The 21888-nt window shown below is 72.3% G+C and carries 25 protein-coding genes and 2 pseudogenes; 15 read left to right on the top strand and 12 right to left on the bottom strand.

The features are described 5' to 3' along the window. Positions 1 to 38: 38 nt before the first annotated feature. Positions 39 to 347: a hypothetical protein gene (locus OHA91_RS37485; protein WP_328740883.1), complete on the bottom strand. Its 309-nt coding sequence runs from the start codon at positions 345 to 347 to the stop codon at positions 39 to 41. 125 nt (positions 348 to 472) lie between these two features. Here OHA91_RS37485 and OHA91_RS37480 point away from each other — a divergent pair, with 125 nt between their 5' ends. The 10 genes and pseudogenes from OHA91_RS37480 to OHA91_RS37440 all read left to right on the top strand — a co-directional run bounded on the left by OHA91_RS37480 (position 473) and on the right by OHA91_RS37440 (position 8151). After that, a complete protein-coding gene (locus OHA91_RS37480; RefSeq protein WP_031153805.1) occupies positions 473 to 814 on the top strand; it encodes a hypothetical protein in 342 nt (113 codons plus the stop codon). A gap of 427 nt (positions 815 to 1241) precedes the next feature. Further along, entirely contained in the window at positions 1242 to 2444 is a 1203-nt protein-coding gene (locus OHA91_RS37475; RefSeq protein ID WP_328740882.1) for an acyl-CoA dehydrogenase family protein, read from the top strand. A gap of 75 nt (positions 2445 to 2519) precedes the next feature. Then, positions 2520 to 2978 (top strand): RrF2 family transcriptional regulator, encoded by a 459-nt coding sequence (locus OHA91_RS37470; RefSeq protein ID WP_031153810.1) that lies wholly within the window; start codon positions 2520 to 2522, stop codon positions 2976 to 2978. A 149-nt stretch (positions 2979 to 3127) separates the two neighbouring features. Then, complete coding sequence (locus tag OHA91_RS39965; protein ID WP_381774779.1) at positions 3128 to 3235, top strand: putative leader peptide; 108 nt, start codon at positions 3128 to 3130, stop codon at positions 3233 to 3235. Between the two features lie 322 nt (positions 3236 to 3557). Continuing rightward, on the top strand, positions 3558 to 4667 hold the full coding sequence (locus OHA91_RS37465) for an aliphatic sulfonate ABC transporter substrate-binding protein (RefSeq protein ID WP_328740881.1): 1110 nt from the start codon (positions 3558 to 3560) through the stop codon (positions 4665 to 4667). A gap of 37 nt (positions 4668 to 4704) precedes the next feature. Beyond that, positions 4705 to 5499 (top strand): ABC transporter ATP-binding protein, encoded by a 795-nt coding sequence (locus OHA91_RS37460; protein WP_328740880.1) that lies wholly within the window; start codon positions 4705 to 4707, stop codon positions 5497 to 5499. Beyond that, positions 5486 to 6370 carry an ABC transporter permease gene (locus OHA91_RS37455; RefSeq protein WP_328740879.1) on the top strand — a complete coding sequence of 295 codons (885 nt, stop codon included), beginning with the start codon at positions 5486 to 5488 and terminating at the stop codon, positions 6368 to 6370. The genes OHA91_RS37460 and OHA91_RS37455 overlap by 14 nt, the downstream gene beginning before the upstream one ends. Positions 6371 to 6385: 15 nt before the next feature. Then, a pseudogene (locus OHA91_RS37450) lies at positions 6386 to 6896 on the top strand (SUMF1/EgtB/PvdO family nonheme iron enzyme). 61 nt (positions 6897 to 6957) lie between these two features. After that, positions 6958 to 7116 (top strand): hypothetical protein, encoded by a 159-nt coding sequence (locus OHA91_RS37445; RefSeq protein ID WP_158714791.1) that lies wholly within the window; start codon positions 6958 to 6960, stop codon positions 7114 to 7116. A 123-nt stretch (positions 7117 to 7239) separates the two neighbouring features. Beyond that, positions 7240 to 8151 (top strand): glutathione S-transferase C-terminal domain-containing protein, encoded by a 912-nt coding sequence (locus OHA91_RS37440; protein WP_051893226.1) that lies wholly within the window; start codon positions 7240 to 7242, stop codon positions 8149 to 8151. Between the two features lie 15 nt (positions 8152 to 8166). Here OHA91_RS37440 and OHA91_RS37435 read toward each other — a convergent pair whose 3' ends face one another. From OHA91_RS37435 to OHA91_RS37405, 7 genes and pseudogenes are all read right to left on the bottom strand, one after another. Continuing rightward, positions 8167 to 8550, bottom strand: coding sequence for an NPCBM/NEW2 domain-containing protein (locus tag OHA91_RS37435; RefSeq protein WP_328740878.1), 384 nt, complete (start codon positions 8548 to 8550; stop codon positions 8167 to 8169). Between the two features lie 25 nt (positions 8551 to 8575). Then, positions 8576 to 8632 (bottom strand): annotated as a pseudogene (locus tag OHA91_RS37430) (hypothetical protein); the annotation flags it as partial. 132 nt (positions 8633 to 8764) lie between these two features. After that, a complete protein-coding gene (locus OHA91_RS37425) occupies positions 8765 to 9412 on the bottom strand; it encodes a sulfatase-like hydrolase/transferase (protein ID WP_328740876.1) in 648 nt (215 codons plus the stop codon). 143 nt (positions 9413 to 9555) lie between these two features. Beyond that, positions 9556 to 10677, bottom strand: a complete 1122-nt coding sequence (locus OHA91_RS37420) for an aryl-sulfate sulfotransferase (RefSeq protein ID WP_328740875.1) — start codon at positions 10675 to 10677, stop codon at positions 9556 to 9558. Positions 10678 to 10709: 32 nt separating this feature from the next. Next, positions 10710 to 11717 carry an ABC transporter substrate-binding protein gene (locus OHA91_RS37415; RefSeq protein WP_031151901.1) on the bottom strand — a complete coding sequence of 336 codons (1008 nt, stop codon included), beginning with the start codon at positions 11715 to 11717 and terminating at the stop codon, positions 10710 to 10712. A 57-nt stretch (positions 11718 to 11774) separates the two neighbouring features. Then, complete coding sequence (locus tag OHA91_RS37410) at positions 11775 to 12491, bottom strand: ABC transporter ATP-binding protein (protein ID WP_031151899.1); 717 nt, start codon at positions 12489 to 12491, stop codon at positions 11775 to 11777. Then, on the bottom strand, positions 12488 to 13267 hold the full coding sequence (locus OHA91_RS37405; protein ID WP_031151896.1) for an ABC transporter permease: 780 nt from the start codon (positions 13265 to 13267) through the stop codon (positions 12488 to 12490). The genes OHA91_RS37410 and OHA91_RS37405 overlap by 4 nt, the downstream gene beginning before the upstream one ends. Before the next feature lie 128 nt (positions 13268 to 13395). Between OHA91_RS37405 and OHA91_RS37400 the strand changes: the two genes are divergently transcribed. Together OHA91_RS37400 and OHA91_RS37395 are read left to right on the top strand one after the other, a co-directional pair. Next, positions 13396 to 13965, top strand: coding sequence for a helix-turn-helix domain-containing protein (locus OHA91_RS37400; protein ID WP_266504674.1), 570 nt, complete (start codon positions 13396 to 13398; stop codon positions 13963 to 13965). Positions 13966 to 14061: 96 nt separating this feature from the next. Next, a complete protein-coding gene (locus OHA91_RS37395) occupies positions 14062 to 14550 on the top strand; it encodes a GNAT family N-acetyltransferase (RefSeq protein ID WP_266504677.1) in 489 nt (162 codons plus the stop codon). A 60-nt stretch (positions 14551 to 14610) separates the two neighbouring features. Here the strand turns inward: OHA91_RS37395 and OHA91_RS37390 are convergent, their stop codons facing one another. After that, complete coding sequence (locus tag OHA91_RS37390) at positions 14611 to 15045, bottom strand: VOC family protein (protein WP_031151889.1); 435 nt, start codon at positions 15043 to 15045, stop codon at positions 14611 to 14613. Next, on the bottom strand, positions 15045 to 15773 hold the full coding sequence (locus OHA91_RS37380) for an APC family permease (RefSeq protein WP_266505682.1): 729 nt from the start codon (positions 15771 to 15773) through the stop codon (positions 15045 to 15047). Before OHA91_RS37380 ends, OHA91_RS37390 begins: the two co-directional genes overlap by 1 nt. Positions 15774 to 15830: 57 nt before the next feature. Between OHA91_RS37380 and OHA91_RS37375 the strand changes: the two genes are divergently transcribed. Continuing rightward, on the top strand, positions 15831 to 16301 hold the full coding sequence (locus tag OHA91_RS37375) for a ribosomal maturation YjgA family protein (RefSeq protein WP_051893225.1): 471 nt from the start codon (positions 15831 to 15833) through the stop codon (positions 16299 to 16301). A 149-nt stretch (positions 16302 to 16450) separates the two neighbouring features. Continuing rightward, entirely contained in the window at positions 16451 to 17347 is an 897-nt protein-coding gene (locus OHA91_RS37370) for a polysaccharide deacetylase family protein (RefSeq protein WP_037632569.1), read from the top strand. 453 nt (positions 17348 to 17800) lie between these two features. On the opposite strand, the gene OHA91_RS37365 is transcribed toward OHA91_RS37370, so the two are convergent. After that, positions 17801 to 18385: a TetR/AcrR family transcriptional regulator gene (locus tag OHA91_RS37365; protein WP_031151878.1), complete on the bottom strand. Its 585-nt coding sequence runs from the start codon at positions 18383 to 18385 to the stop codon at positions 17801 to 17803. A gap of 70 nt (positions 18386 to 18455) precedes the next feature. Here OHA91_RS37365 and OHA91_RS37360 point away from each other — a divergent pair, with 70 nt between their 5' ends. Next, positions 18456 to 20261, top strand: a complete 1806-nt coding sequence (locus OHA91_RS37360; RefSeq protein ID WP_245240128.1) for an ABC transporter ATP-binding protein — start codon at positions 18456 to 18458, stop codon at positions 20259 to 20261. 49 nt (positions 20262 to 20310) lie between these two features. Here the strand turns inward: OHA91_RS37360 and OHA91_RS37355 are convergent, their stop codons facing one another. Further along, a complete protein-coding gene (locus OHA91_RS37355) occupies positions 20311 to 21816 on the bottom strand; it encodes a SpoIIE family protein phosphatase (RefSeq protein WP_031151873.1) in 1506 nt (501 codons plus the stop codon). Positions 21817 to 21888 lie beyond the last annotated feature (72 nt).

Here is a 21888-nt window from a genome sequence, read left to right as displayed (position 1 = left end):
ACGAGGGCCGGGCCCCGCTCCCTGGTGGACCGCACTCCCTAGGAGGCCGCCCGCCGGTTCCTGCGGGCGGTGAGCTGTCCCTGGACGTAGGCGTCGGTCTCCGGTGCGTAGGGGCCGCCGTGGTCGAAGAGCACGTCGGTGATGCGTCGCCATTCGGCCACTTCCGCACGGGTTCGGCTGTCCGCCTCGTCCAGGTCGCCCGCGGATTCCTCGGCGGCCTCCAGCGCGTCCGCGGTCTGGTGGTGCGTCATGCCCGTGGCCCGTCGGCGTACCCTGTCGCGGGCCGCGCGCTCCTCGGGGGTCGGCTCGTGCGGTTCGTTCGTCGCGGTCGCGGCGTCCTGGGGCATGGATGGTTCGCCTTCCGTCACGGGCCCGTTGACGGCCCCTCGCTCACCATCCGACTACCCGCGGCGGCCCGTTTCATCTCAAGGTGGTCCGGGCCGACCCGGCCACCCTCCTCCAGGAGTCATGCATGGCACGCTCGCTCGACGGCCTCGTCTTCGTCCCGGCTGCCGACCAGGCCCCAGGCCAGGTCGGCCGCCGGACCCGGTTCGAGTACCACGAACGCGACGGTCTCGTCTGGGCCGACTACGCGGGCGGAGACGTGGTCAAGGGGCACCTGATCGGTACCCGGGCGGCCGACACCGTCGACTTCCGCTACGTCCAGCTCCGCATCGACGGCACGACCGCGTCCGGGCACTGCACCTCGCTCGTGACCGAACTCCCCGACGGCCGAGTGCGCTTGGAGGAGAACTGGACCTGGGAATCCCAAGAGGGCAGCGGCACCAGCACGGTGGAACAGTCGCTGGACTGACCTCGCGGCAGCCCCAGGCCAGTGCGTCTCTTTTCCCAAGACGGATCTGTCCACGATGCGGGCGCGGTCTTGCTGAGGGGGCCGCCTTCCGCGAGTATCCCTATCAATCCGATAGGGAAGGTGGGATTGAGTTGCCGCGCGGTTTCCTGCCACGACGCTGTTGCTGTCGGCGCTCGCCGAACTCCCAGCGCCGCTCCTGGCTTGCCGCTCCCGGCCGGGCGGGCTCGTCGCCCGCACGCGTGCCACCGCATCGCCTCCCCCTCCCCCGGTCCCCCCGTTCCCGTGCTCCACACACCGCCCGGCACCAGGCCGCGGCCGTCCGACAACGTTCCGGAGTAGCCCCCATGCCCACCGCCGTTCCGCATGGCCCCGCCGTCCGCCCAGTCCCCGCGCCCCGCCACGGCACCCCGGCCTGTCGGTGAAGTCCGTGGCGACGACACCGAGCACGGCCGTCGCCCGGCCGGGCGACGAGCAGCGTGCGCTGATGCGTACCGCCCGCGACGTGGCGGACGACCTCGCCGCGGACGCCATCGCCCGCGAGCGGGCGGGCCGGCCGCCGACGGACGAGAGGACCCGGCTGCGCGAGGCCGGGCTGCTCGCCGCCCTCACCCCGCCCGCGCCCGGCCGCGGCACGGACTGGCGTACCGGATGCACCGTCATACGGGAGGTCGCCGCGGCGGACAGCTCCGTCGGCGACGTGCTCGCGCGCCACTACGTGCACACCTGGAGCGGCCGGTTCTACGCGAGTCACCACCACGCGGCCACCCTTGAGGAGGCGTCGGTGCGCGAACAGTGGCTGTGGACCGGGGCGGTGCGCGCGCCCGTACCCGACGAGGACGGCGGCGACGGGCCGGACCTCACGCTGAGGCCCCGCAACACCGGCTACGTGCTGAACGGGCGCCGGTCCGTCGACACGGCGGTGGCCGTAGCCGACCAGATCGTGCTGGACGCCGTCTGCGCCGTGACCGGTGACGTCCTGGTCGTACGGGTCTCGCCGCGCACGCGGGGCGTGACCGTCGAGGCCGCGCACGACCGCCTCGGGCAGCGCGTCGCCGGCGCGGGCGAGGTCGTCCTCGACCGGGTCACCGTCGCACCGGGCCAGGTGCTGGGCCGCCGCCCGGACGACGAGGAGTCGACCGCGCCCTTCACCGCGCTGGCGGAGCCGGCGCTCCGGCTCGCCCTGTGCCACGTCGTCCTCGGCATCGTCGAGGGCGCGCTCACCGAAGCGCGCGACCTCAGCAGGGGCGGCCGCGCACACCGGCTGCCCGGCGAGGACCCCGACCTCCTGCTGACGTACGGGGAGCTCGCCTCCGCCGCCCACACCGCCACCGCCGTGGTCGATCGGGCGACCGAGGCGATGGCGCGGGCCCTCGACGCGGGTACGCACCTCGACGCCGAAGAGCCCGCGGGCGTCGCCGCCCTCGTGGCCACGGCCGAGACCGTGACGTCGCGGGCCGCCCTGCACGTCACCACGCGGGTGCTGGAGCTCGCCGACGCGCCCGGCCTGGACCGGTTCTGGCGCAACGCCCGCGTCCTGACCGCCCACCGCCCGGCCGCGCACCGCCTGCGCTCCATCGGCGAGCACTACCTCAACGGCTCGCACCGCGCGGTGGCGGCGGCCTTCCACTGACGCGGGGTGGGCGGCGGCGGACCGCCGCCGCCCACCCGCAGGACGTGGACCGGAGCCGTACGGGATAATGTGCGCATGCGGATCTCAGCCAGGGCGGACTACGCGGTACGTGCCGCACTGCAGCTCGCGGTGTCACAGGACGACGGGCCCCTGAAGGCCGAAGCCATCGCAGACGCCCAGGACATCCCGCACAAGTTCCTCGAGGGCATCCTGAACGACATGCGCCGGGGCGGTCTCGTCCTCAGCCAGCGGGGCGGCAACGGCGGCTACCGGCTGGCCAAGCCCGCCGGGGCGATCAGCATCGCGGACGTCATCCGCGTCGTGGACGGCCCCCTGGTCTCGGTGCGCGGCGTCCGCCCGCCGGACCTGTCCTACACCGGCCCCGCCGAATCGCTGCTCCCCCTGTGGATCGCACTGCGGTCCAACGTGCGCGAGATCCTCGAGGGCGTGTCCCTCGCCGACGTGGCGGCTTCCGACCTGCCGGCCGACGTCTCCGCGCTGACCGACGTACCCGATGCCTGGACCAATCCCTGAGTCAGGGCCCTCCAGCCAGGCCGCTCACCTGCACGTTCTCGCAGATCGAGACAAGCTCGTCCACTATATGGGCAACCCCTTGGGGTGTGTGGCGCCGTCTGCCAATATGCCTACCAGCCAGGTAGGAAAACTAGGGATTCGGGGGTGAGGTGACCGTGCGCACGCTGCATCACGCAGGCCTTCTGCTGCCCCGTCTCACCACCCGCCGGCACATCGATCTGGTCCGTACCTCCAGCGCCATCTGTCAGCCTGCCTGACACCGTGCGCGGAGCCCCGCTCCGCGCACAGAGCACCGCTCTGCGCTGCACCGTCCCGCTCCCAGTCGGCCGGATGGAACCTCTGGGCCGACCTCGCCGCCCGCAGCACCTTCGAGCGCGGCGTGCGATGTACGGCGGCTCGACATCCGCCCCGTCGGCATTCGCGACACCTTCGGCCCCCCGCCCCCGACGGCGGTCCACCACCGGCAGTGGGCGCCGCGCGTGCCGACGACCTCGCACGGCACACCTCCGTTTCCGCGTATCTCCACAGCTCCGCATCTCCACAGCTTCCCGAAGACCCTCCCCGTGAAAGGACACCTCCGTGTCTGCCGCCAGACCGCTCACCACCCTGCGCGCCATCGCCGTCACCGCCACGCTCCCCCTCCTCCTGACGGCCTGCGGCTACGGTTCCGAGGCGAAGAAGGAAGACGACAAGGCCAACGTCGCGGCCACCGACGGCAGGAAGCTGTCGGCGTCCGAGGTCCGTATCGGGTACTTCCCCAACCTGACCCACGCCACCGCCCTGGTCGGCATCCAGGAGGGCCTGATCGAGAAGGAGCTGAACGGCACCAAGATCAAGCCGCAGACCTTCAACGCCGGTCCGTCGGAGATCGAGGCGCTCAACGGCGGTTCGCTCGACATCGGTTTCATCGGCCCCTCGCCGTCGATCAACGGCTATGTGAAGTCCAAGGGCTCCAACCTGCGGATCATCTCCGGCTCCGCCTCGGGCGGCGTGAAGCTGGTGGTGAACCCGGACAAGATCAAGACCCTGGACGACCTCAAGGGCAAGAAGATCGCCACCCCGCAGAAGGGGAACACGCAGGACGTCGCGTTCCTCAACTGGATCTCCGAGAAGGGCTGGACGGTCGACCCGGAGTCCGGCAAGGGTGACGTCTCCGTCGTCCGCACCGACAACAAGGTCACCCCGGACGCCTTCAAGCAGGGTTCCATCGACGGCGCCTGGGTGCCGGAGCCGACGGCTTCCAAGCTCGTCTCCGACGGCGGTTCCGTCCTCCTCGACGAGACCGCCCTGTGGCCCGAAAAGAAGTTCGTGATCACGAACATCATCGTGTCGCAGAAGTTCCTCAAGGAGCACCCGGACGTCGTCGAGGCCGTGCTCAAGGGCACGGTGAAGACGAACGAGTGGATCCACGCCAACCAGGACAAGGCCAAGGCCTCCGCCAACGCGGCGCTCAAGGCCCTGAACGGCAAGGAACTCGAGAACGCCGTCATCGACCCGGCGTGGCCGAGCATCCAGATCACCGACGACCCGCTGGCCTCGACGCTGAAGACCCAGTCGGACTGGGCGGTCAAGGCCAAGCTCATCGAGCAGCCCGACCTGGCCGGCATCTACGACCTGACGCTCCTGAACAAGGTCCTGAAGGCCGCCGGCAAGCCCGAGGTCTCCGACGCCGGCCTCGGCGCCAAGTAAGCGTACGAGCGCTTCAGTTCCCCAGGAGGTGACGACCATGGCCACCACTCTCGCCAAGGCTGCCGAAGGCGCCGCTCACACGGCGGCGCACGCCGCCCGTATCGAGCACGTCTCGAAGTCCTTCTCCGGCCCGGCCGGATCGCAGCTCGTCCTGGACGACATCAGCCTCGATGTCGCTCCCGGAGAGTTCGTCACCATCCTGGGGGCCTCCGGCTGCGGAAAGTCCACCCTGCTCAACCTGGTCGCCGGCCTCGACAAGCCGACCGCGGGATCCGTCGAGACCCCCGGCGGCCGCCCCGCGCTCATGTTCCAGGAACACGCCCTCTTCCCCTGGCTGACCGCCGGCAAGAACATCGAACTCGCCCTGCGCCTGCGCGGGGTCGCCAAGGCCGACCGCAAGCCCGAGGCCGAACGCCTGCTGGACCTCGTCCGCCTCGGCGGCGCCCACGGCAAGCGCGTCCACGAACTCTCCGGCGGCATGCGCCAGCGCGTCGCCCTGGCCCGCGCCCTCGCCCAGGACAGCCGCCTGCTGCTCATGGACGAACCCTTCGCGGCCCTCGACGCCATCACCCGCGACGTCCTCCACGGCGAACTCACCCGCATCTGGGAAGAGACGGGCCTCTCGGTCCTGTTCGTCACCCACAACGTGCGCGAGGCCGTCCGCCTCGCCCAGCGCGTGGTCCTGCTCTCCTCCCGCCCCGGACGGGTCGCCAAGGAATGGACCGTGGACATCCCGCAGCCGCGCCGCATCGAGGACGCGGACGTCGCGGAACTGTCCCTCGAGATCACCGAACACCTGCGTGGGGAGATCCGCCGCCATGGCCAGCACTGAAACGAAGGCGACCAGGGACGACCTCGCGGGACTGGAGGCCGGCCTCGACGCCCTGGACGCCGTCGACGTCCGCCGCTCCCCCGTCAGGGAGATCCTGGTCAAGAAGACCCTTCCGCCGGTCCTGGCCGTCGCCCTGGTGCTCGCCGTCTGGCAGCTCCTCGTCTCCGCGGGGGTCACCGAGGAGAACAAGCTGCCTCCGCTGACCGCAGTGTGGGACAGCCTGTCCGACATGTGGGTCAAGGGCACGCTCGTGGAGGTCATCTGGACCTCCGTCTCCCGCGGTCTGCTCGGCTTCCTGCTGGCCCTGGCCATCGGCACCCCGCTCGGTCTGCTGGTCGCCCGGGTGAAGTTCGTGCGCGCCGCGATCGGCCCGATCCTCCAGGGCCTGCAGTCCCTGCCGTCGGTGGCGTGGGTGCCGCCGGCCGTGCTCTGGTTCGGCCTCAACGACGCCATGATGTTCACGGTGATCCTGCTCGGCGCCGTCCCCTCGATCGCCAACGGGCTTGTCTCCGGCATCGACCAGGTCCCGCCCTTGTACCTGCGGGCCGGCCGCACGCTCGGCGCCACCGGCATCAAGGGGGTGTGGCACGTCGTCGTTCCGGCCGCGCTGCCCGGCTACGTCGCCGGCCTCAAGCAGGGCTGGGCCTTCTCCTGGCGCTCACTGATGGCCGCCGAGATCATCGCCTCCTCCCCCGACCTGGGCCTGGGCCTGGGCCAGCTCCTGGAGAACGGCCGCAACAACATCGACCTGCCCGGCGTGTTCCTCGCGATCATCCTGATCCTCGTCGTCGGCATCGCCATCGACCTGCTGATCTTCAGCCCCCTCGAACGGTACGTCCTGCGCAGCCGCGGCCTCCTGGTCACGAGCTGAACGGGCTGAACCGCCATGCCTTCATGCTGCACGCCCGGACACGGTGACGCCGGCGCCGTCGTGCTCTCACCTGCGCTGCCGGGGCCGCGTACCGAAGCCGCCCGGCGGGCCGCTCGCCGGCTGGTCGACCTGGCGGGCGGGCGACTCCTCATGGGCACCGACGACCCGGACGGGTTCCCCGCCGACGGCGAGGGGCCGGTGCGGGAGGTGACCGCCAGTCCGTTCCGCCTCGCCGCCACGACGGTGACGAACGCCCAGTTCGCCACCTTCGTCAAGGCCACCGGCCATGTCACCGAGGCCGAGGAGTTCGGGTTCTCCTTCGTCTTCGGCGGCTCCCCCGGCCGCCACATGTGCAACATCTGGCAGGGCGACTTCCCGGCCCTCAACACCGCGGAGGACGGTTGGGAAGGCACGGCTCCGGTGACGTGACCGCTACCGCGTCGCGGCCCGCAGCTCCAACACGCCCGACAGTTCCACCGGCAACATCGGCTTCCGCGTGGCCGCGGACGGCAGCAGGCCCTCTTGACAGCACCCAGGCGCGGATCGACACTCCAGTTCGGCGAATCCTGGTGAACTGGTAGGGAATCATGGGGCGTTCAGCGCTGGGCCGCGGGACCGACGGCGTGCGTGCCGTCGCCTCCCTGCCGCTGCCGCTGCTGACCTCCCGCCGCCACATCGACCTGCTCCGCGTGTGCAGTGCGGCGAGTCCCCTGCACCACGGCGGCCCCGTGCCCGCCCGCTCCTGACCCGTCGCGCACACACCCCAGCGCGCACGCATCCACCGCGCACTCACCCACCGGGTCCCCCCGCGCCGAAGCCGTCGCGGGCCGTCGCCGTATGTCCGTGCCCGAGCAATCCCAGGGAGACGCATGTCAGCCACGTACCCGAAAGCCGTGCCGTCCTTCCAGAGCAGGATCGGGCGTGACGCGCGCAGCGGCTTCCCCGCCGTTCCGCACCGCTACCGGCTCCACCTGACGCCGTCCTGTCCGAGCTGCCTGCGGATCGCCGTCACGCACAGCCTGCTGGGCCTGCGGGACGTACTCCCGGTGACATCGCTGCCCGCCGTACCGGACGCGTCCGACGGCGGGTACCTGGCGTTGCGCCCGCTGTACGAGGCCAGTTCGCACCTGTATCCCGGACCGGCCCTGGCGCCGGTCCTCAGCGACGGCTGGACCGGACGGATCGTCAGCACCCACGCCCCCGACATCGTGCAGGACCTGACGCGGCGGTTCGGGGTCTCCGGACCCCGCCTGTACCCGGACGGCGCCGACGCACGCATCGAGGAGATCGGCCGGCTCTGCGAGCAGGGCGTCAACGCGGCGGCGCAGCGCGCCGGCCAGTACGGTGCCGACGCGGCGGCCCGCGACGTCGCGCTGGCCGCGCTGCTGCGCGGGCTGGGTGTGCTGGAGCGGCGGCTGGCCTCGGCCGACTACCTGCTGGGCGAGCACCTCACCGCCGCCGACGTGCAGTTGTGGGTGACGTTGGTGCAGCTGGACACGGTGCACCGCTGGCACCTGGACGCCGCGGCGGTGTACCGGATCACCGACCACCCCCGTCTCTGGTCGTACGCGCGGCGGCTGGCGGCCCATCCCGCTTTCGGGCCGCACCTCGACCTGGACGGAATCGCACGCCGGCACCACGCCCACTGCCGGGGCCAGGAGGCCGCCGGCGCGGCGGTACGGATCGTGGACTGGACGCGATGCGCCGCGAGCACCGACACGGACGCCGGTACCGGCGCCGCTACCGGCACCGGCGCGGTCGTGAAGACGACCGGGAGCTGACTGCGGGGCTCCGGCTCAGCGGACGGTCACCCGGGCGAGGGCCCAGGAGGTGTGGTCCAGGGCCGTGTTGGCGTTGGCCTCCTCGACGACCAGGTGCAGCAGCTTCACTCCGCGCACGTCGAGGTCCACCTGCACCGGGCCGCCCGCTCCGGTCAGCTTGCCGCTGGTGAAGAGGACCTTGCCGTCGCCCCGCACCGAGGCCTTCGTCGCGCCGGTGGCGCCCTGGTTCGTGGAGAAGTCGTCGATGCCGACGAGGGCGGTGAAGCGGTCCGCGGTGCCGCCGAGGTGGTAGACGACCTCGGAGGGTGCGTGGACGCCGAGGTCCTTGCCGTAGGTCACTCCGCCGAAGGAGATGGGGGTGCCGTCCCCGGCCGCCTTGCCGGCCGTTGGAGCGGTCACGTTCCACCGGGCCCCAGCCGTTGGTGGCCGACACCCAGTCGAGATCGCTCAGGTAGGCGTCGGAGGCGGGCGCCGGCGGCACCGTGGAGACCCGTTCCCGGGCGGAGTAGCGCACCGGCCCGGTGGGGGTCTGCGCGGTGCCTTCGACGGTCAGCGGCCACTGCGTGCCCGGGGTCGACCCCGCCCTCCTCGTGCGGGCCGTTGTCGCTGGTGATCAGGACGACGGTGTTCTCTGCGGTGCCGAGCGCGCGTAGGCGCCCTTCGCGCCGTTGGCGTTGGCGGCGACGGTCTCCTTCGCGCCGTTGTGCCACAGGTACTGCGGGTAGTACTCGTGGGCGTGGCCGTGGTCGATGTACCCGTAGAACTCCTCGAAGCCGCGGGAGTTGGGGTGGCTGGGCTGGTCGCCGTCCTCCGGGCCGAAGCCCCACTTCCCGATCACCGCGGTGCGGTAGCCGCGGGCGCGCAGGACTTCGGCGAAGGTGGTGTCCCCGGCCTTCAGCGAGCCCGCGACACCGCCCGGGTTGGCCCGGACGGCGGAGTGGCCGGTGTGCAGGCCGGTCAGCAGGGAGCAGCGGGAGGGGGCGCAGACGGCGGCCGTGGAGTAGGCGTCGGTGAACCTCAGGCCCTCGGCGGCGAGCCGGTCGATGCGCGGTGTGGTGATCAGCTGCTGGCCGTACGCGCCGAGGTCGCCGTAGCCGAGGTCGTCGGCGAGGATCACGACGAGGTTCGGGCCGACCGTGCCGGAGGTCGCCGAGGCCGGGGCAGGGGCTGCCGCCGTCGCCCGGGCCTCCGGTGCGGCGGAGAGCGGGGCGAGGCCGATGGCGGCCGCGGAACCGGCGAGGAAGTGGCGACGGGTGGGCATCAGGTGGACTCCTTGGCTCTCGCGTACGGAGTCCGATCATGCGGAGGGCACCGGCCCGGCGGCCATGCACACGGTATGAACAACGTGTGACGGCCCTCGTCGGTCAGGTTTGCGCGGATGCCCGAGGGAGTGTCGGTCGGAGGTCAGGCCGTCGTACCCAGCCAGGGGATCTGGTCGGCGGAGTAGCGGTGGGCGCGGAAGACGGAGTTCTGGGCGCCGGCCGAGGACTCCAGGCCCACGCCGTCACCGAACGCGCGGAACTGCGGCACCACGAACTCCCACACCACGTGGCCTTCGGGGGTGACCTCGAAGAGCCGCCCGAAGGAGCCCTCGGCGATGAAGGTGTTGCCGTTGGGCAGGCGCTGGGCGCTGGACATGTACGGGCTGTAGAAGTTCTGCGGCGGGTTGTCCTGGTAGGACCACACCTCCTTGCCGGTGCGCGGGTCCAGCTCCAGGACCCGCGAGTACGGCACGGAGGTGGTGTCGCGGTAGGTGCCGTTGTCGAAGACGAGGATGTTGCCGTTCGGCAGCTCGTGCGGATGGTGCTGCTGGGCCAGGACGTCGGGGCCGATGTGCCACAGGACGGACCCGTCCGCGCGGTCGACGGCCACGGCGCAGGAGGCGCTGCGGAAGCCCAGGACGATGGAGCCGTCGGCACTCTCGTTGACGGTGTTGGCCATGGGCCAGTGCTCTCGGGCGAAGTGCGGGTTGAGCGGGAAGTCCTCGGGGTCGAGGTGGTCGATGGCGGCCCAGCGCCACACTTCCCGGCCGTCCCAGGCCAGTTCGTACACGACGTCGCCGTAGATGACGCCGCCCGGGGCCTCGGAGCCGGGGATGCCGCCGCGGATGCGGGCCGCGTCGGCCGGGGCGAGCGGTTCGACGACGGTGATGACGAGGTTGCCGTTGCGCAGCAGCGAGGCGTCGTGGTGGTGGAAGGGGTGGCGGACCTCGCGGACGACCGTGGAGTCGGGGGCCAGTTCCTGGAAGATGCCGCCGTGGTAGACGTCCCAGATGGGGAAGAGGGTCGGGCTGTCGGTGTCCTTGGCGGCGTAGAAGAGGTTGCCGTTCGGCAGGAGCTGCGCCTGGCGGCCGGGCGGGTGCGGGGAGTTCCAGGTGTGCGCGGTCCGGCCTTCGATGTCGACGAGGTGGATCTCGCCGGCGCTGGTGATCGGGGTGTAGAGGGTGTAGCCGCCGTGGCTGCGCTCGGGGTCGTGGGCGATCAGGCCGACGCCGCGGCGGCGCAGGGTGTTCTGGTCGACGGTCATGGCGATGTGTCTCCTCGTGGTGGGGGTGTGGTTCAGCGGACGGTGACGGCGGCCCGGTCGACGGCGGTCAGGGGTCCGGGGTTCAGGTACCGCTGGAGTGCGGCGCGGTCGGCGGATCCGGGCAGGCCCTGGGCGGCCTTGGCCCAGGCGGCCTCCTCCTCCAACTGGGTCAGCAGCTCGGTCGAGAGGGTCGCGCCGTAGGTGTAGCGGGACTGGTAGGCGTCGACGTAGCCGGTCTGGAGCGCGCCCTTGGACTGGGCCACGACGGCCTGCCGTGCGCGGGCCGGGTCCGCTCCGATCTCGCGCTGGGCGCGCAGGACGGTGCGCAGTACGGCGGCGGTGGTCTCGTCGCTCGTCTTCGCACCCGCGACCAGCAGGGTCCGTGCGGTGTATCCGGTGAAGGGGAGCTCGGCGTAGCGCTCGCCGAGCGCCGTGCGGGCGGCCTCGTAGAAGCTGGGGAAGGTGACGCCGGCGTCGATGTCGCCGCGGGCGAGCGCCGGAGTCACCTGGTTCGGGGCGAGGTTGACGACGGTCACGTCCGCGGCCGTCAGCCGTGCGGAGGCGAGCATCCGCGAGAGGGCGTACTCGACGTTCGTGCCCTGCGGGACTCCGACCTTGCGGCCCTTGAGCGCGGCGAAGCCGGTGACGGCCCGGTCGGTGCGGGTGAGGAGGCGCCAGTCGGAGAAGCGGGACAGGTCGGCGACGATCCGCAGGTCGCGTCCGCCGAGCGCCGCCGTCACGGCGGGCAGGTCTCCGACGACGCCGAGCTGCGCCTGGCCGCCGAGGACGGCGTTGAGGGCGTCGCGGCCGCTGGGCCGGGTGGTGACGGTGACGTCGATGCCTTCGGCGGACCAGAGTCCGTGCTCCTGGGCGACGTGGACGGGTGCTCCGCCGAGGTGGTCGCTGCCGACGACGGAGACGGCCGGGCGGCCGCCGCTCCCGTCGGCGTTCGCGGGGTCGGAGCCGTCGGCGCAGGCCGAGGCGAACGTGGTGAGCAGGGCCGCCATGAGCAGGGCGGCTGCCGCGCGGGGTCTGAGCATCGGAGGGTCCTTGCGTGGATGGGGAGGGGCAGGCGGACGAGGGGGGAGAGCGGGGGTTCAGTCGGAGCCGAGGTGGCGGGCGATGAGCGAGCGCAGGTCCGGGTCGGGGGGTCCGTCCGGGACGGCGTGGTCGGCGAGCACCCGGCCGGGGGTGCCGCCGAGGACGACGACCCGCTGGGCGAGGGCCAGCGCCTCGTCGATGTCGTGGGTGACGAACAGGACGGTGGTGCCGCGGCGTTGCCACAGCTCCCGCAGGAGGCGCTGCATGCGGGTGCGGGTCAGGGTGTCGAGGGCGCCGAACGGCTCGTCCATGAGGAGCACTTCGGGCTCGGCGGCCAGGGCGCGGGCCAGGGCGACGCGTTGCTGCATGCCGCCGGACAGTTGTGCCGGGTACTTGTCGGTGCCGTCGGCCAGGCCGACCTCGGCGAGGGCCTCCAGGGCGCGCCGGCGGCGTTCCGCGCGCGGCAGGCCGTGCCGTTTGAGCGCGAACTCGACGTTGCCGCGTGCCGTGCGCCAGGGGAAGAGCGCGTAGTGCTGGAAGACGACGCCCCGGTCCGGGCCGGGTCCGTGCACGGGCCGGGAGCCCGCCGTCACCTGACCCGTGGCGGGCGGTACGAAGCCGGCGACGGCGCCGAGGACCGTCGACTTGCCGCATCCGCTGGGCCCGAGCAGGGCGGTGAACGACCCGGCGGGGAGTTCCAGGTCCGTGTTCTGCAGGACGGGGGCGGCTCCGTAGCGTACGGACAGCCCCTCCAGTCGTACCGCGAGGCTCATGAGGTGCTCCAGTGCACGAACCGGCGGCCGATCGCGGCCAGTACGAGGTCCACGGCCACGCCGAGCAGCCCGAGCACGAGCAGCCCCGCGAACATCCGGTCCACGCGCAGGAACTGGCCGTCCACCTGGAGCCGGTACGCCAGGCCGCTGTCCGCTCCGCCCAGTTCGGCGGCCACCAGGGCGAGCAGCGCCACCGAGGCCCCGTACCGCAGGGCCGCGAGGACGGCGGGCGCGGCGGCGGGCAGCAGCACCTCGACGAACCGGCGGTGCAGCGGGGCGCCCAGGGTCCGGGCCGCCCGCAGGTGGGAGACCGGGACGCGGGACACGCCGTCGTGGACGTAGAGCCAGACGGCGAGCAGGACGGCGTAGGCGATGAGGAGGCGTTTGGCGGTCTCCCCGATGCCGAACCAGGCGGTCGCGAGCGGTACCAGGGCGATGGCCGGTATCGGGCGAAGGAAGGAGACGACGGGGGTGACGGCGGCGGAGAGCTTCGGCAGGTAGCCGGTGGCGAAGCCGAGGGCGCTGCCGACGACGGCTCCCAGTGCGAAGCCCTGTCCGGCGCGGGTCAGGCTGGCACCGAGGTCGGCGGCCAGGATGCCGCTGCGTGCGCTGTCGGCGAGGGCGGCCAGGGTCTCGGCGGGGGTGGGCAGGAGCGCCGGGGCCACCACTGCGGACCGGGCGAGCAGGTACCAGAGCGCGAGCACGGCGGCAGCCGCGCCCAGGGCCGGGCCCAGTCGGCCGAGGGCCCGGCCGGGCGGTGAAGGGGTGGCGTGCACGGAGCGTCTCCTCGGTGGTCGATAAGTGAGGTCAATAATTGACCACGCTTATGACGGGAGTGTTGCAGCAGTGCGAAACCTCTTCGGGGCCTGAAGCCCTTGATCGGAGATGAGGTACGTTCACCAGCGTGTCTCGACCCGAACCCACGCCCGAGGCGATCGAGGTCGGACGGGTGATCCGGAGCTGCCGCAAGCGAAGCGGCGTCTCCATGGCCGTCCTCGCCGCCCGCTCAGGCCTCTCCCAGCCGTTCCTCAGCCAGCTCGAACGGGGCCTCACCACACCCAGCCTCAGCTCGATCTACCGGATCGCGGAGGCCCTGGAGGTGAGCCCGGGCGCCTTCCTGAGGCCGCCCGCGCGCCCGGGTGCGGTCAGCCACGAGAGCGACCCGCAGGTGATCCGGGTGGAGGAGTCAGCGGGGCAGGTCGCGCAGGTGCTCATCCCCGGCGGGCGCAGCGCGCTGATGGAGGCGTACGAGCACCACTTCGAGCCCGGCCAGGGCGAGCGCGGCTGGTTCGAGCACCCCGGCGAGGACTTCCTCTACGTGCTGGAGGGCGAGGTGGTCCTGGAGGTCGAGGGCGAGGAGCCCCTGACCCTGCGCGCCGGCCAGAGCGCCCACCACCGCGGCGAAGTCCCCCACCGCTGCCGCCTGTCGGGCCCCACCCCCGCCCGCACCCTCCTGGTGATCGCGAACGCCTAGGCCCCGTCGCGGCGGTGAGCCGGGAGCGCGGACCGAGGAAACGGCTTTGCACCCCGCGCGGCGGACGTGGATGCTGACTCGCCGGAGGTACTGGTGATGACCGAGGTCGTACTGAAGCTGTCAGCCCGCGACTTGACGCATGCGGACCTGGCGTTCTGCGGGTGGGCGGGTTCCGATCACCACCTGGCCGGCGTGGCACGGCAGTTGGAACGTGCGCGGACCGGTGAGGTCGACTACCTGGCAGTCTGCCCCGCAACGGACATCCCGGTGGCGAAGGGAGGCGTCGACTACCGGGTCAAGGAGGGTGTCGGCACCCTGTGGCAGCTGGCCGTGCATCCCGCGCTGCAGTCGTACGGCATCGGCACGTTCCTCGTCGAGTCCGCAGAACTGCGGACCAGGAGCCGCGGGCTGCGGCGTGCCGAGCTGGGCGTGGAGGAGGGCAACCCGAGGGCGCGTGCGCTGTACGAGCGACTGGGCTATGCCGCCTACGACCGCCGACGGGACGTGTGGGACGAGCAGGCCCCCGACGGATCGCTGCGACGCTACGAAACGATGTGCACGTTGATGCGCAAGGAGCTCGCCTAGGGTCGGCGTCCCGGGCCTACCCTGCTGCTGCCGGTCCCCCGGCCGGCAGGAGCACGGTGCTCAGTCGAGGCAGAACTCGTTGCCCTCCACGTCCTGCATCACGAGGCAGGACTCGTTCGCCTCGTCGGCGACGAGCAGGTGTACGCGTGTCGCGCCGAGCGCGACCAGGCGGGTGCATTCGGCTTCCAGGGCCGCCACGCGCTCCTCACCGACGAGACCGGTTCCGACGCGGACGTCGATGTGGAGGCGGTTCTTAACGACCTTGCCTTCGGGGACGCGCTGGAAGAACAGTCGCGGGCCCACACCCGAGGGGTCGACGCACGCGAACGCCGAACCCTGGCGCTCGGGCGGCAGGGCGCGATCGAATGCGCCCCAGTCCGCGAACCCCTCCGGTGGCGGCGGCACGACGTACCCGAGCGCCTCGCACCAGAAACGGGCGACTCGCTCGGGCTGTGCGCAGTCGAAGGTGAGCTGGAACTTCTTGATCGGCGCCATCACGCCATCATAGGGACGGGTCCTTCGCCGTCTCCACGCGTTTGTTCAGGCACGCGGGCGGCGGCGCAGCAGCGGGTCGGACAGGGCCGGCGGTGGTCGGTCCCGAGCCGGCGCAGGCTGTTCTCCACCTCGCGGATGATCCAACGGCGGCTGTTGCCCTGCTCGTTCGGGTCGGCGTCCGTGACCTCGCCCAGGTACTGGCCCCAGCTCACCGCGACCGTGGCGACGGCCACGCCGTACTCCAGGATCAGGCACCAGGCGACCAGGTACGCGGCCCCCTCGCCCAGCGAGGCGTACGCGTAGGAGTAGGTGCTGCCCGAGACCGGGACCGCGCCCGCCAGCTCGGCGTAACAGAGGGGCCCAGGCCTGCGACGACGGCGGCCAGCGCGAAGGCGGGCACGACGGCGGGCCCCGCCTTGGGCACGGTCGATCCGAGGACGAAGAAGATCCCCGTTCCGACGGCGGAACTGATCCCGAGCATGGTCAGCCGGCCCAGCCCCATCGTGCGCCGGAGACCGCCCCGACCGTCCTCCTCGTCCGCCTCTCGCACCAGGTGGTCGAGTGGTTTGCGGCGCATGACCGCTCTCGTGAACGTAGGCATCGTCCGTGCTCCTCAGGGAGCCGTGCGCCCGGACATCGGGGCGCCGCACGGATCCTGTAAGCCCGAAAGGATCAGGCCAACGGAGCAGGCTCCCGTGCTCGGCGGGCCGCGTTGGCCGATCGGCCATAGACACGGCACGGGCCCCGGGCCTGGGGCGGGCGGGCGGCTCCGGCAGGATGGCCCGGTGACCCTCGCACCCGGAACCGGTGACCGTGCCGACGCCGCCGACGACCCCGGCCTCGTACGGATCCGTCTGGTGGCGGCGGGGGCGGCCGTGCTGACGGTCGGCGCGGGGCTCGGGCTGCGGGCAGTGGCGGCGGGGAGCGTGGCCAAGTACGGCGGGGACGCCCTGTACACCGTGCTGCTGCTGACGCTCGTCGTGCTGATCGCGCCCCGGTGGACGCCGCTGCGGGCCGCCGGGACCGCACTGGCGGCCAGTTGGGCCGTCGAGCTCTTCCAGCTCAGCTCCGTACCGGCGGACCTGTCCCGTGACAGCGTGGCCGCCCGCCTCGTCCTCGGCTCGACCTTCAACGCGCCGGACCTGCTCTGGTACGCGGCCGGTGCGGCAGGTGGCTGGCTGCTGCACACTGCGATGAGCCGGCGCCGCCGGGTCGCGGCCGGGGCCCTGCCGGCCGGTGAGACTCCTCACACGTGACGGAACGGCATGAGCCCGGAATGTCCCGTTCGGCCTGGTGTTCAGGGCCTGGAACCGGCCGATCGGCCGAGGAGGGCTCCCGGACGGATGACCTAGCCTGGATCGGCAACGCGATTTCGGGGGGCCGAGCGCAAAGGAAGAGCGCCTCCATGGGCATCACCAGCAGTTCCGCCCGCCGCGTCCGGCGGGCGGGATCCGCCGCCACGGCGGCCGTCCTCGGCGTCCTGGCCGTTTCCGGCACCCCGGCCATCGCCGCCACGGACGGCTCCGCGGACAAGCCGGCGGCAGGCTCGGCGGACAAGCCCGCGGCAGGCTCGGCGAAGAAGCCGGCGGAGAAGGTCCCGGCCGGCTCGGCCCAGAAGCCCGCGGCGGGGAAGCCCTCCGGTTCGGCCGCTTCGGCCGGAAACGCGGGATCCGCACGCAGCGCCGCGGGGATACCCCTGGCGATCTCCCGGCTGGCCCAGGGCCCGGGCCGGGACGTCGCGATCACCATCGACGACGGCCCGGACCCCCGCTGGACGCCCCAGGTCCTGGAGGTGCTGCGGAAGAACCACGTCAAGGCCACCTTCTGCATGATCGGGACCAAGGCGCAGAAGTACCCGGAGCTCGTCCGCTCGGTCGCCGCCGACGGGCACCGCCTGTGCAACCACTCCGTCGACCACGACGTGACCATGGACCACAAGCCCGTCGCCTACCAGAAGCAGCAGATCCTCGAGGCCAAGGCCATGATCGAGAAGGCCGCTCCGGGGGTCCCGGTGGGCTACTACCGCGCACCGGGCGGCGCCTTCACCCCCGACAGCCGGGCGATCGCGGCGGAGAGCGGGATGCGGCCGCTGGGCTGGAGCGTGGACCCCAAGGACTGGAGCCGTCCGGGCCTGCCCGCGATCATCACCGCCCTAGAGGGCAAGCTTCCCCAGCAGCCGACCGTCCTCTTCCACGACGGCGGCGGCGACCGCAGCGAGACCGTCGCGGCGCTCAAGCAGTACCTGCCCTGGCTCACCGCACAGGGCTACCACTTCACGTTCCCGGCGCGCACCACTCCGTAGCCGGTCAGCCGTCGGGCGATACCAGGCGGGGGAATCCGGGATCCCGGCGCCCCGCCTTCGGCTGCGGCTGCGGACCCGGCGCGGCATCACCGCCCTTGCGGCGCACGCCCCCGCCTCAGCTGATGTGACCGACCAGGACGGCTCCGCCACCGCCATGCGGAACGGTGAGGCGAGGCTCTCCTCGCGCGCAACCCTGCCCGATCCCTTCCGGGCTTTCGCCGACGGCACCGCGGTGGGCCGGGCCCCGGCGGGGCGGGTCACCGAACTGGTCCCCTTCGACGCTTTCGTCGAGGTCGCCCGGGGATCGAGGGTCTGGCTCACGTGCGGGACCTCGCCCCGGAACCGGTGCGGGCTCCCGAGGAGGTCGTCCAGGTCGGGACGGCCTCACGGTCGTCGCCCACGGAGACCGACCGGGAGCGGCGCCGGCTGGTCCTCGCCGGCGCGCCCGCTGATTCAGGAGGCCGCCATGGCCTTCCGCAAGGTGTGGAGGCACGACGAGAGGGCCGTGTGGCGGGGCGTGCCGTAGTCGCGCGCCTGCATCCAGGCCGCGTACAGCAGGGACCACAGCACGTTCTGCAGCCACTCGGCGTCCGCCTCGGCGTCCACCGTGCCCTCGGCCTGGCCTCGTTCGATGAGGCGGACCAGGACGCGGTCGGAGTCGGTCTCCTCCTCGAAGCCCGCCCAGCTCAGGAACTGCGGCACGTCGAACAGCAGCATGAGGCGGTCCCCCAGCTCGAAGTACTCCAGGCAGAGCCGTTCCAGCGCCTTCGGGGCCGGGCCGTCCTCCACCCGCGCGCGTACGGTCGCCTCCTGCAGCCGCTCCCGCACGTCCGCCCCGAGCGCCGCCACCAGGTCCGAGCGTTCGGCGAAGTAGCGGTGGACGGTCGTGCGTCCGACGCCGGCGGCCTCGGCCACGTCCGCGAGCGACGCCCCGTGATGGGCCGACAGGACGGTGACGGCGGCGTCGAGGATCGCCCGCCGCGTGCGGGCGCGGGTGGCGGTCTCGGTGGTCGCCGTCGCGATGTGGTCATGCTCCATGGGCGTACGGTAGCGCGCCCGCAATGAAACTCACTTGACCTTAATGGAACATCGATGTTCCATTTTCGGCATGGCTGACTCGACACCCGCGCCCCGTGCCGCCTTCGACGCGCCCCGGCTGCGCGTCCTGTGGTCCTTCGCCCGCCCGCACCGCCGCACGCTGGCCATGGGGCTGGTCCTGGCACTGGCCGGCTCCGCCCTCGGCCTGGCCACGCCCATGATCACCAAGTGGGTGCTGGACGCCCTGAACGACGCCACCTCGCTCACCGGACCCGTGACCGCGCTGTTCGTGCTCCTCGTCGTCGGCGCCGCCGTGTCGTACCGGCAGTGGTGCATGCTCGGGACAGTGGGCGAACGCGTCGTACTGGAGGCGCGCGAGTCGATGGTGCGGCGGTTCCTGCACGCCACCGTGCCCGCCCTCACCCGGCGCCCGACCGGTGAGCTCGTCACCCGCGTGACCTCGGACACCGTCCTGCTCCGCGAGGCCACCGCCCAGTCGTTCGTCGGCCTGGTCAACGGCTCCGTCATGCTCGTGGGAAGCCTGGTCCTGATGGGCGTGCTCGACCTGGTGCTGCTCGGCACGACCATGGCCGCCGTGGCCGTGACCGCTGCGCTCTTCGCGCTGCTCATGCCGGGCATCGGCCAGGCGCAGCAACGCTCCCAGGAGCACATCGGCCGACTCGGCGGCCTCCTGGAGGGCACGCTGCGCGCGATCCGCACGGTGAAGGTGAGCCGCGCCGAGGAGCGGGCCGCCGAACGGATCGTGGCCGACGCCCGGGCCGCGGCGGACTACGGCATCCGGGCGGTCCGCCAGGAGGCCCTGGCCTGGACGGTGGCCGGATCCGGCATCCAGCTGGCCATCATCGCGATCCTGGGCGTCGGAGCCTGGCGGGTCGGCGAGGGGAGCCTGGAGGTCTCCAGCCTGATCGCCTTCCTGTTGTACGCGTTCACGCTGATGGAGCCGGTCAGCACGCTCAGCCAGAACGTGACCTCCCTCCAGGCCGGCATGGCCGCGGCCGAACGCATCCGGCAGACCGCCGACTTGACGGCGGAAGGTGACGACACCGTGCCGCGGCAGGCCGACGAGAGGACCGCACGCACGGCGGACTCCGGCGCACCGGCGGAGGTGCCCGTGCTCGAACTGCGCGGTGTCAGCGCCGCGTACGGCCCCGAGGCCGCGCACGCCGTCACCGACGTACGGCTGGCCGTTCCCCGGCGCGGTCACACCGCGATCGTCGGGCCGTCGGGCGCGGGCAAGACCACCCTGTTCTCGCTCGTCCTGCGGTTCCTGGAACCGGTAGACGGCGAACTGCTCCTGAACGGAAGGCCGTACCGCGACTACAGCCACTCCGAGGTACGGGCGCGGCTGGCGTACGTCGAGCAGGACACCCCCGTCGTGCCCGGCACCCTCCGCGACAACCTGCTGCTCGCCCGGCCGGACGCCACCGACGAGGAACTCCGCCGCGTGCTGCGGGACGTACGGCTGGCGGAGAAGGTCGACGCGCTCGAAGCGGGTCTGGACAGTCCACTGTCGTCGGCACACGTGTCGGGCGGCGAACGCCAGCGCATCGCGCTCGCTCGCGCCCTGCTGCGTACTCCGGAGGTCCTGCTGCTGGACGAGGCGACCGCGCAGCTGGACGGGCTGACGGAGGCCGCGGTGCAGGACTGTATCCGGAGCCGGGCGGCGACGGGTGCCGTGGTGACGGTCGCGCACCGGCTTTCGACGGTGGTCGACGCCGACCTGATCGTGGTCATGGAGGCGGGCCGGATCCGCGCCCGCGGCACCCACGAGGAGCTGCTGGAGACGGACCCGCTCTACCGCGAACTGGTGGCCGCCCTGCGCCTGGCCACCACCGCAGGGGCCGAGATGGCATGAGCGCGCCGTCCCCTCGGTCCGGTGTCGCTCGGTGCAACGGGGGCCGGGCTCAGGCGGGTTGTTCGGGGGTCGGGGTGGCGCGGGCGATCAGGAGGGCCACGTCGTCGTGGACTCCCGGGTGGCGCATGGTGTCCAGCAGCAGGTCGCAGGTCTCGTCCAGCGGGCGGCGGGGGTCGTCGAGGGCGTCGATGAGGACGTCGAGGCGTTTGTCGATCGGATCGTCGCGGGTCTCGACCAGGCCGTCGGTGTAGAGGACGAGCTGGTCGCCCGCCTCGACGGGGATGCTGACGGTGTGGAAGGCGACACCGACGCCGCCGAGCGGAGCGCCGGTGGGCAGGTCGAGGAGCCGGCGCGTGCCGTCCTGGCGCAGGAGGACCGGAGGCAGGTGCCCGGCCAGGGAGAGGTGCCACTGGGCCGCGTGCGGGTCGTAGACGGCGTAGACGCAGGTCGCGATGGTTTCCAGGCCCTCGGTGACGTGGTCGAGGTGGTGCAGGACCTGCGCGGGATCGAGGTCGAGATCGGCCAGGGTCCGGGTGGCGGTGCGGAGCTGGCCCATGCTGGCCGCTGCCCCGACTCCGCTGCCCATGACGTCGCCGACGACGAGGGCGGTCTTGTCGCCGCTCAGCGGGATCACGTCGAACCAGTCGCCGCCGATCTCCATCGTGGCCTGGGCGGGGCGGTAGCGGGTGGCGACCTCCAGGCCCGGCCGCCGCGGCGGCGTGTGCGGCAGCAGGCTGCGCTGGAGGGTGAGTGCGGTGTGGCGTTGTTCCTCGACCGCCCGGTGCCGCTCGGTGACGTCCACGCTGGCGGTGGCCACGCCCAGCACGGTCCCGTTGGGGGCTTCGAGCCGGTAGAACGAGATCGACCAGGCATGGTCGTGGTCCGGGTCGGCCGGGGTACGGCCGACGGTGTACTGGTCCACGATGGGGACACCGGTGGCCAGCACCTCGCGCATCGCGGCCTCGAAGGACGGGTCCACGGCCGGCAGCACCTCGTGGACGTGCCGGCCGATGTGCTCGGCGGCGGACACCCCGTTGAGGCGTTCCTCCGCCGGGTTGACCGAGACGTAGCGGAGGTCGGTGTCGAGGACGCCGAGGCCGACCGGCGACTGGTCCACGAGCCGGGCGGACAGCGCCAGGTCCCGTTCGAGCTGCCGTACCGTCGCCTGGTCGGCTGCCAGGCCCAGGGCGTAGTACTCCTGCTGGGAGTCCAGCAGCCGCATGTTGCGGAACTCGACCATGCGCGTGCTGCCGTCCTTGTGCCGGACGGGGAAGACGCCGACCCAGCTGACCCCGACCTCCATGACCTCGGCGAACATGTCCAGCACGGCCGGGAGGTGCTCCTCGTGGAGCAGCAGGTGGCCCGCGTACTCCCCGAGCGCCTCCTCTGCGGTGTAACCGAACAGTTCCTCGGCCTGGGGACTCCACAGATCGATCCTGCCCTCGGCGTCGAGGAGGATGGCGGCCACGCGCAGCACGTCGAGCAGGCCGCCCGGCCCGGACGCGGCGGGGCGCGCCGTTCCGGGATCGCCGTGCGAGGGCTCGATCGCTCCCATCTCCGGGCTCTCCTTCCGGCCGCCGCAGGCTGGGGCCCTACCCTCCCAGCCATCTCATCGTCCCTCTCTGCG

The organism is Streptomyces erythrochromogenes, assembly GCF_036170895.1.
GTDB classification, from domain to species: Bacteria; Actinomycetota; Actinomycetes; order Streptomycetales; family Streptomycetaceae; genus Streptomyces; species Streptomyces erythrochromogenes.
This window is presented reverse-complemented; position numbering and strand designations above follow the sequence as displayed.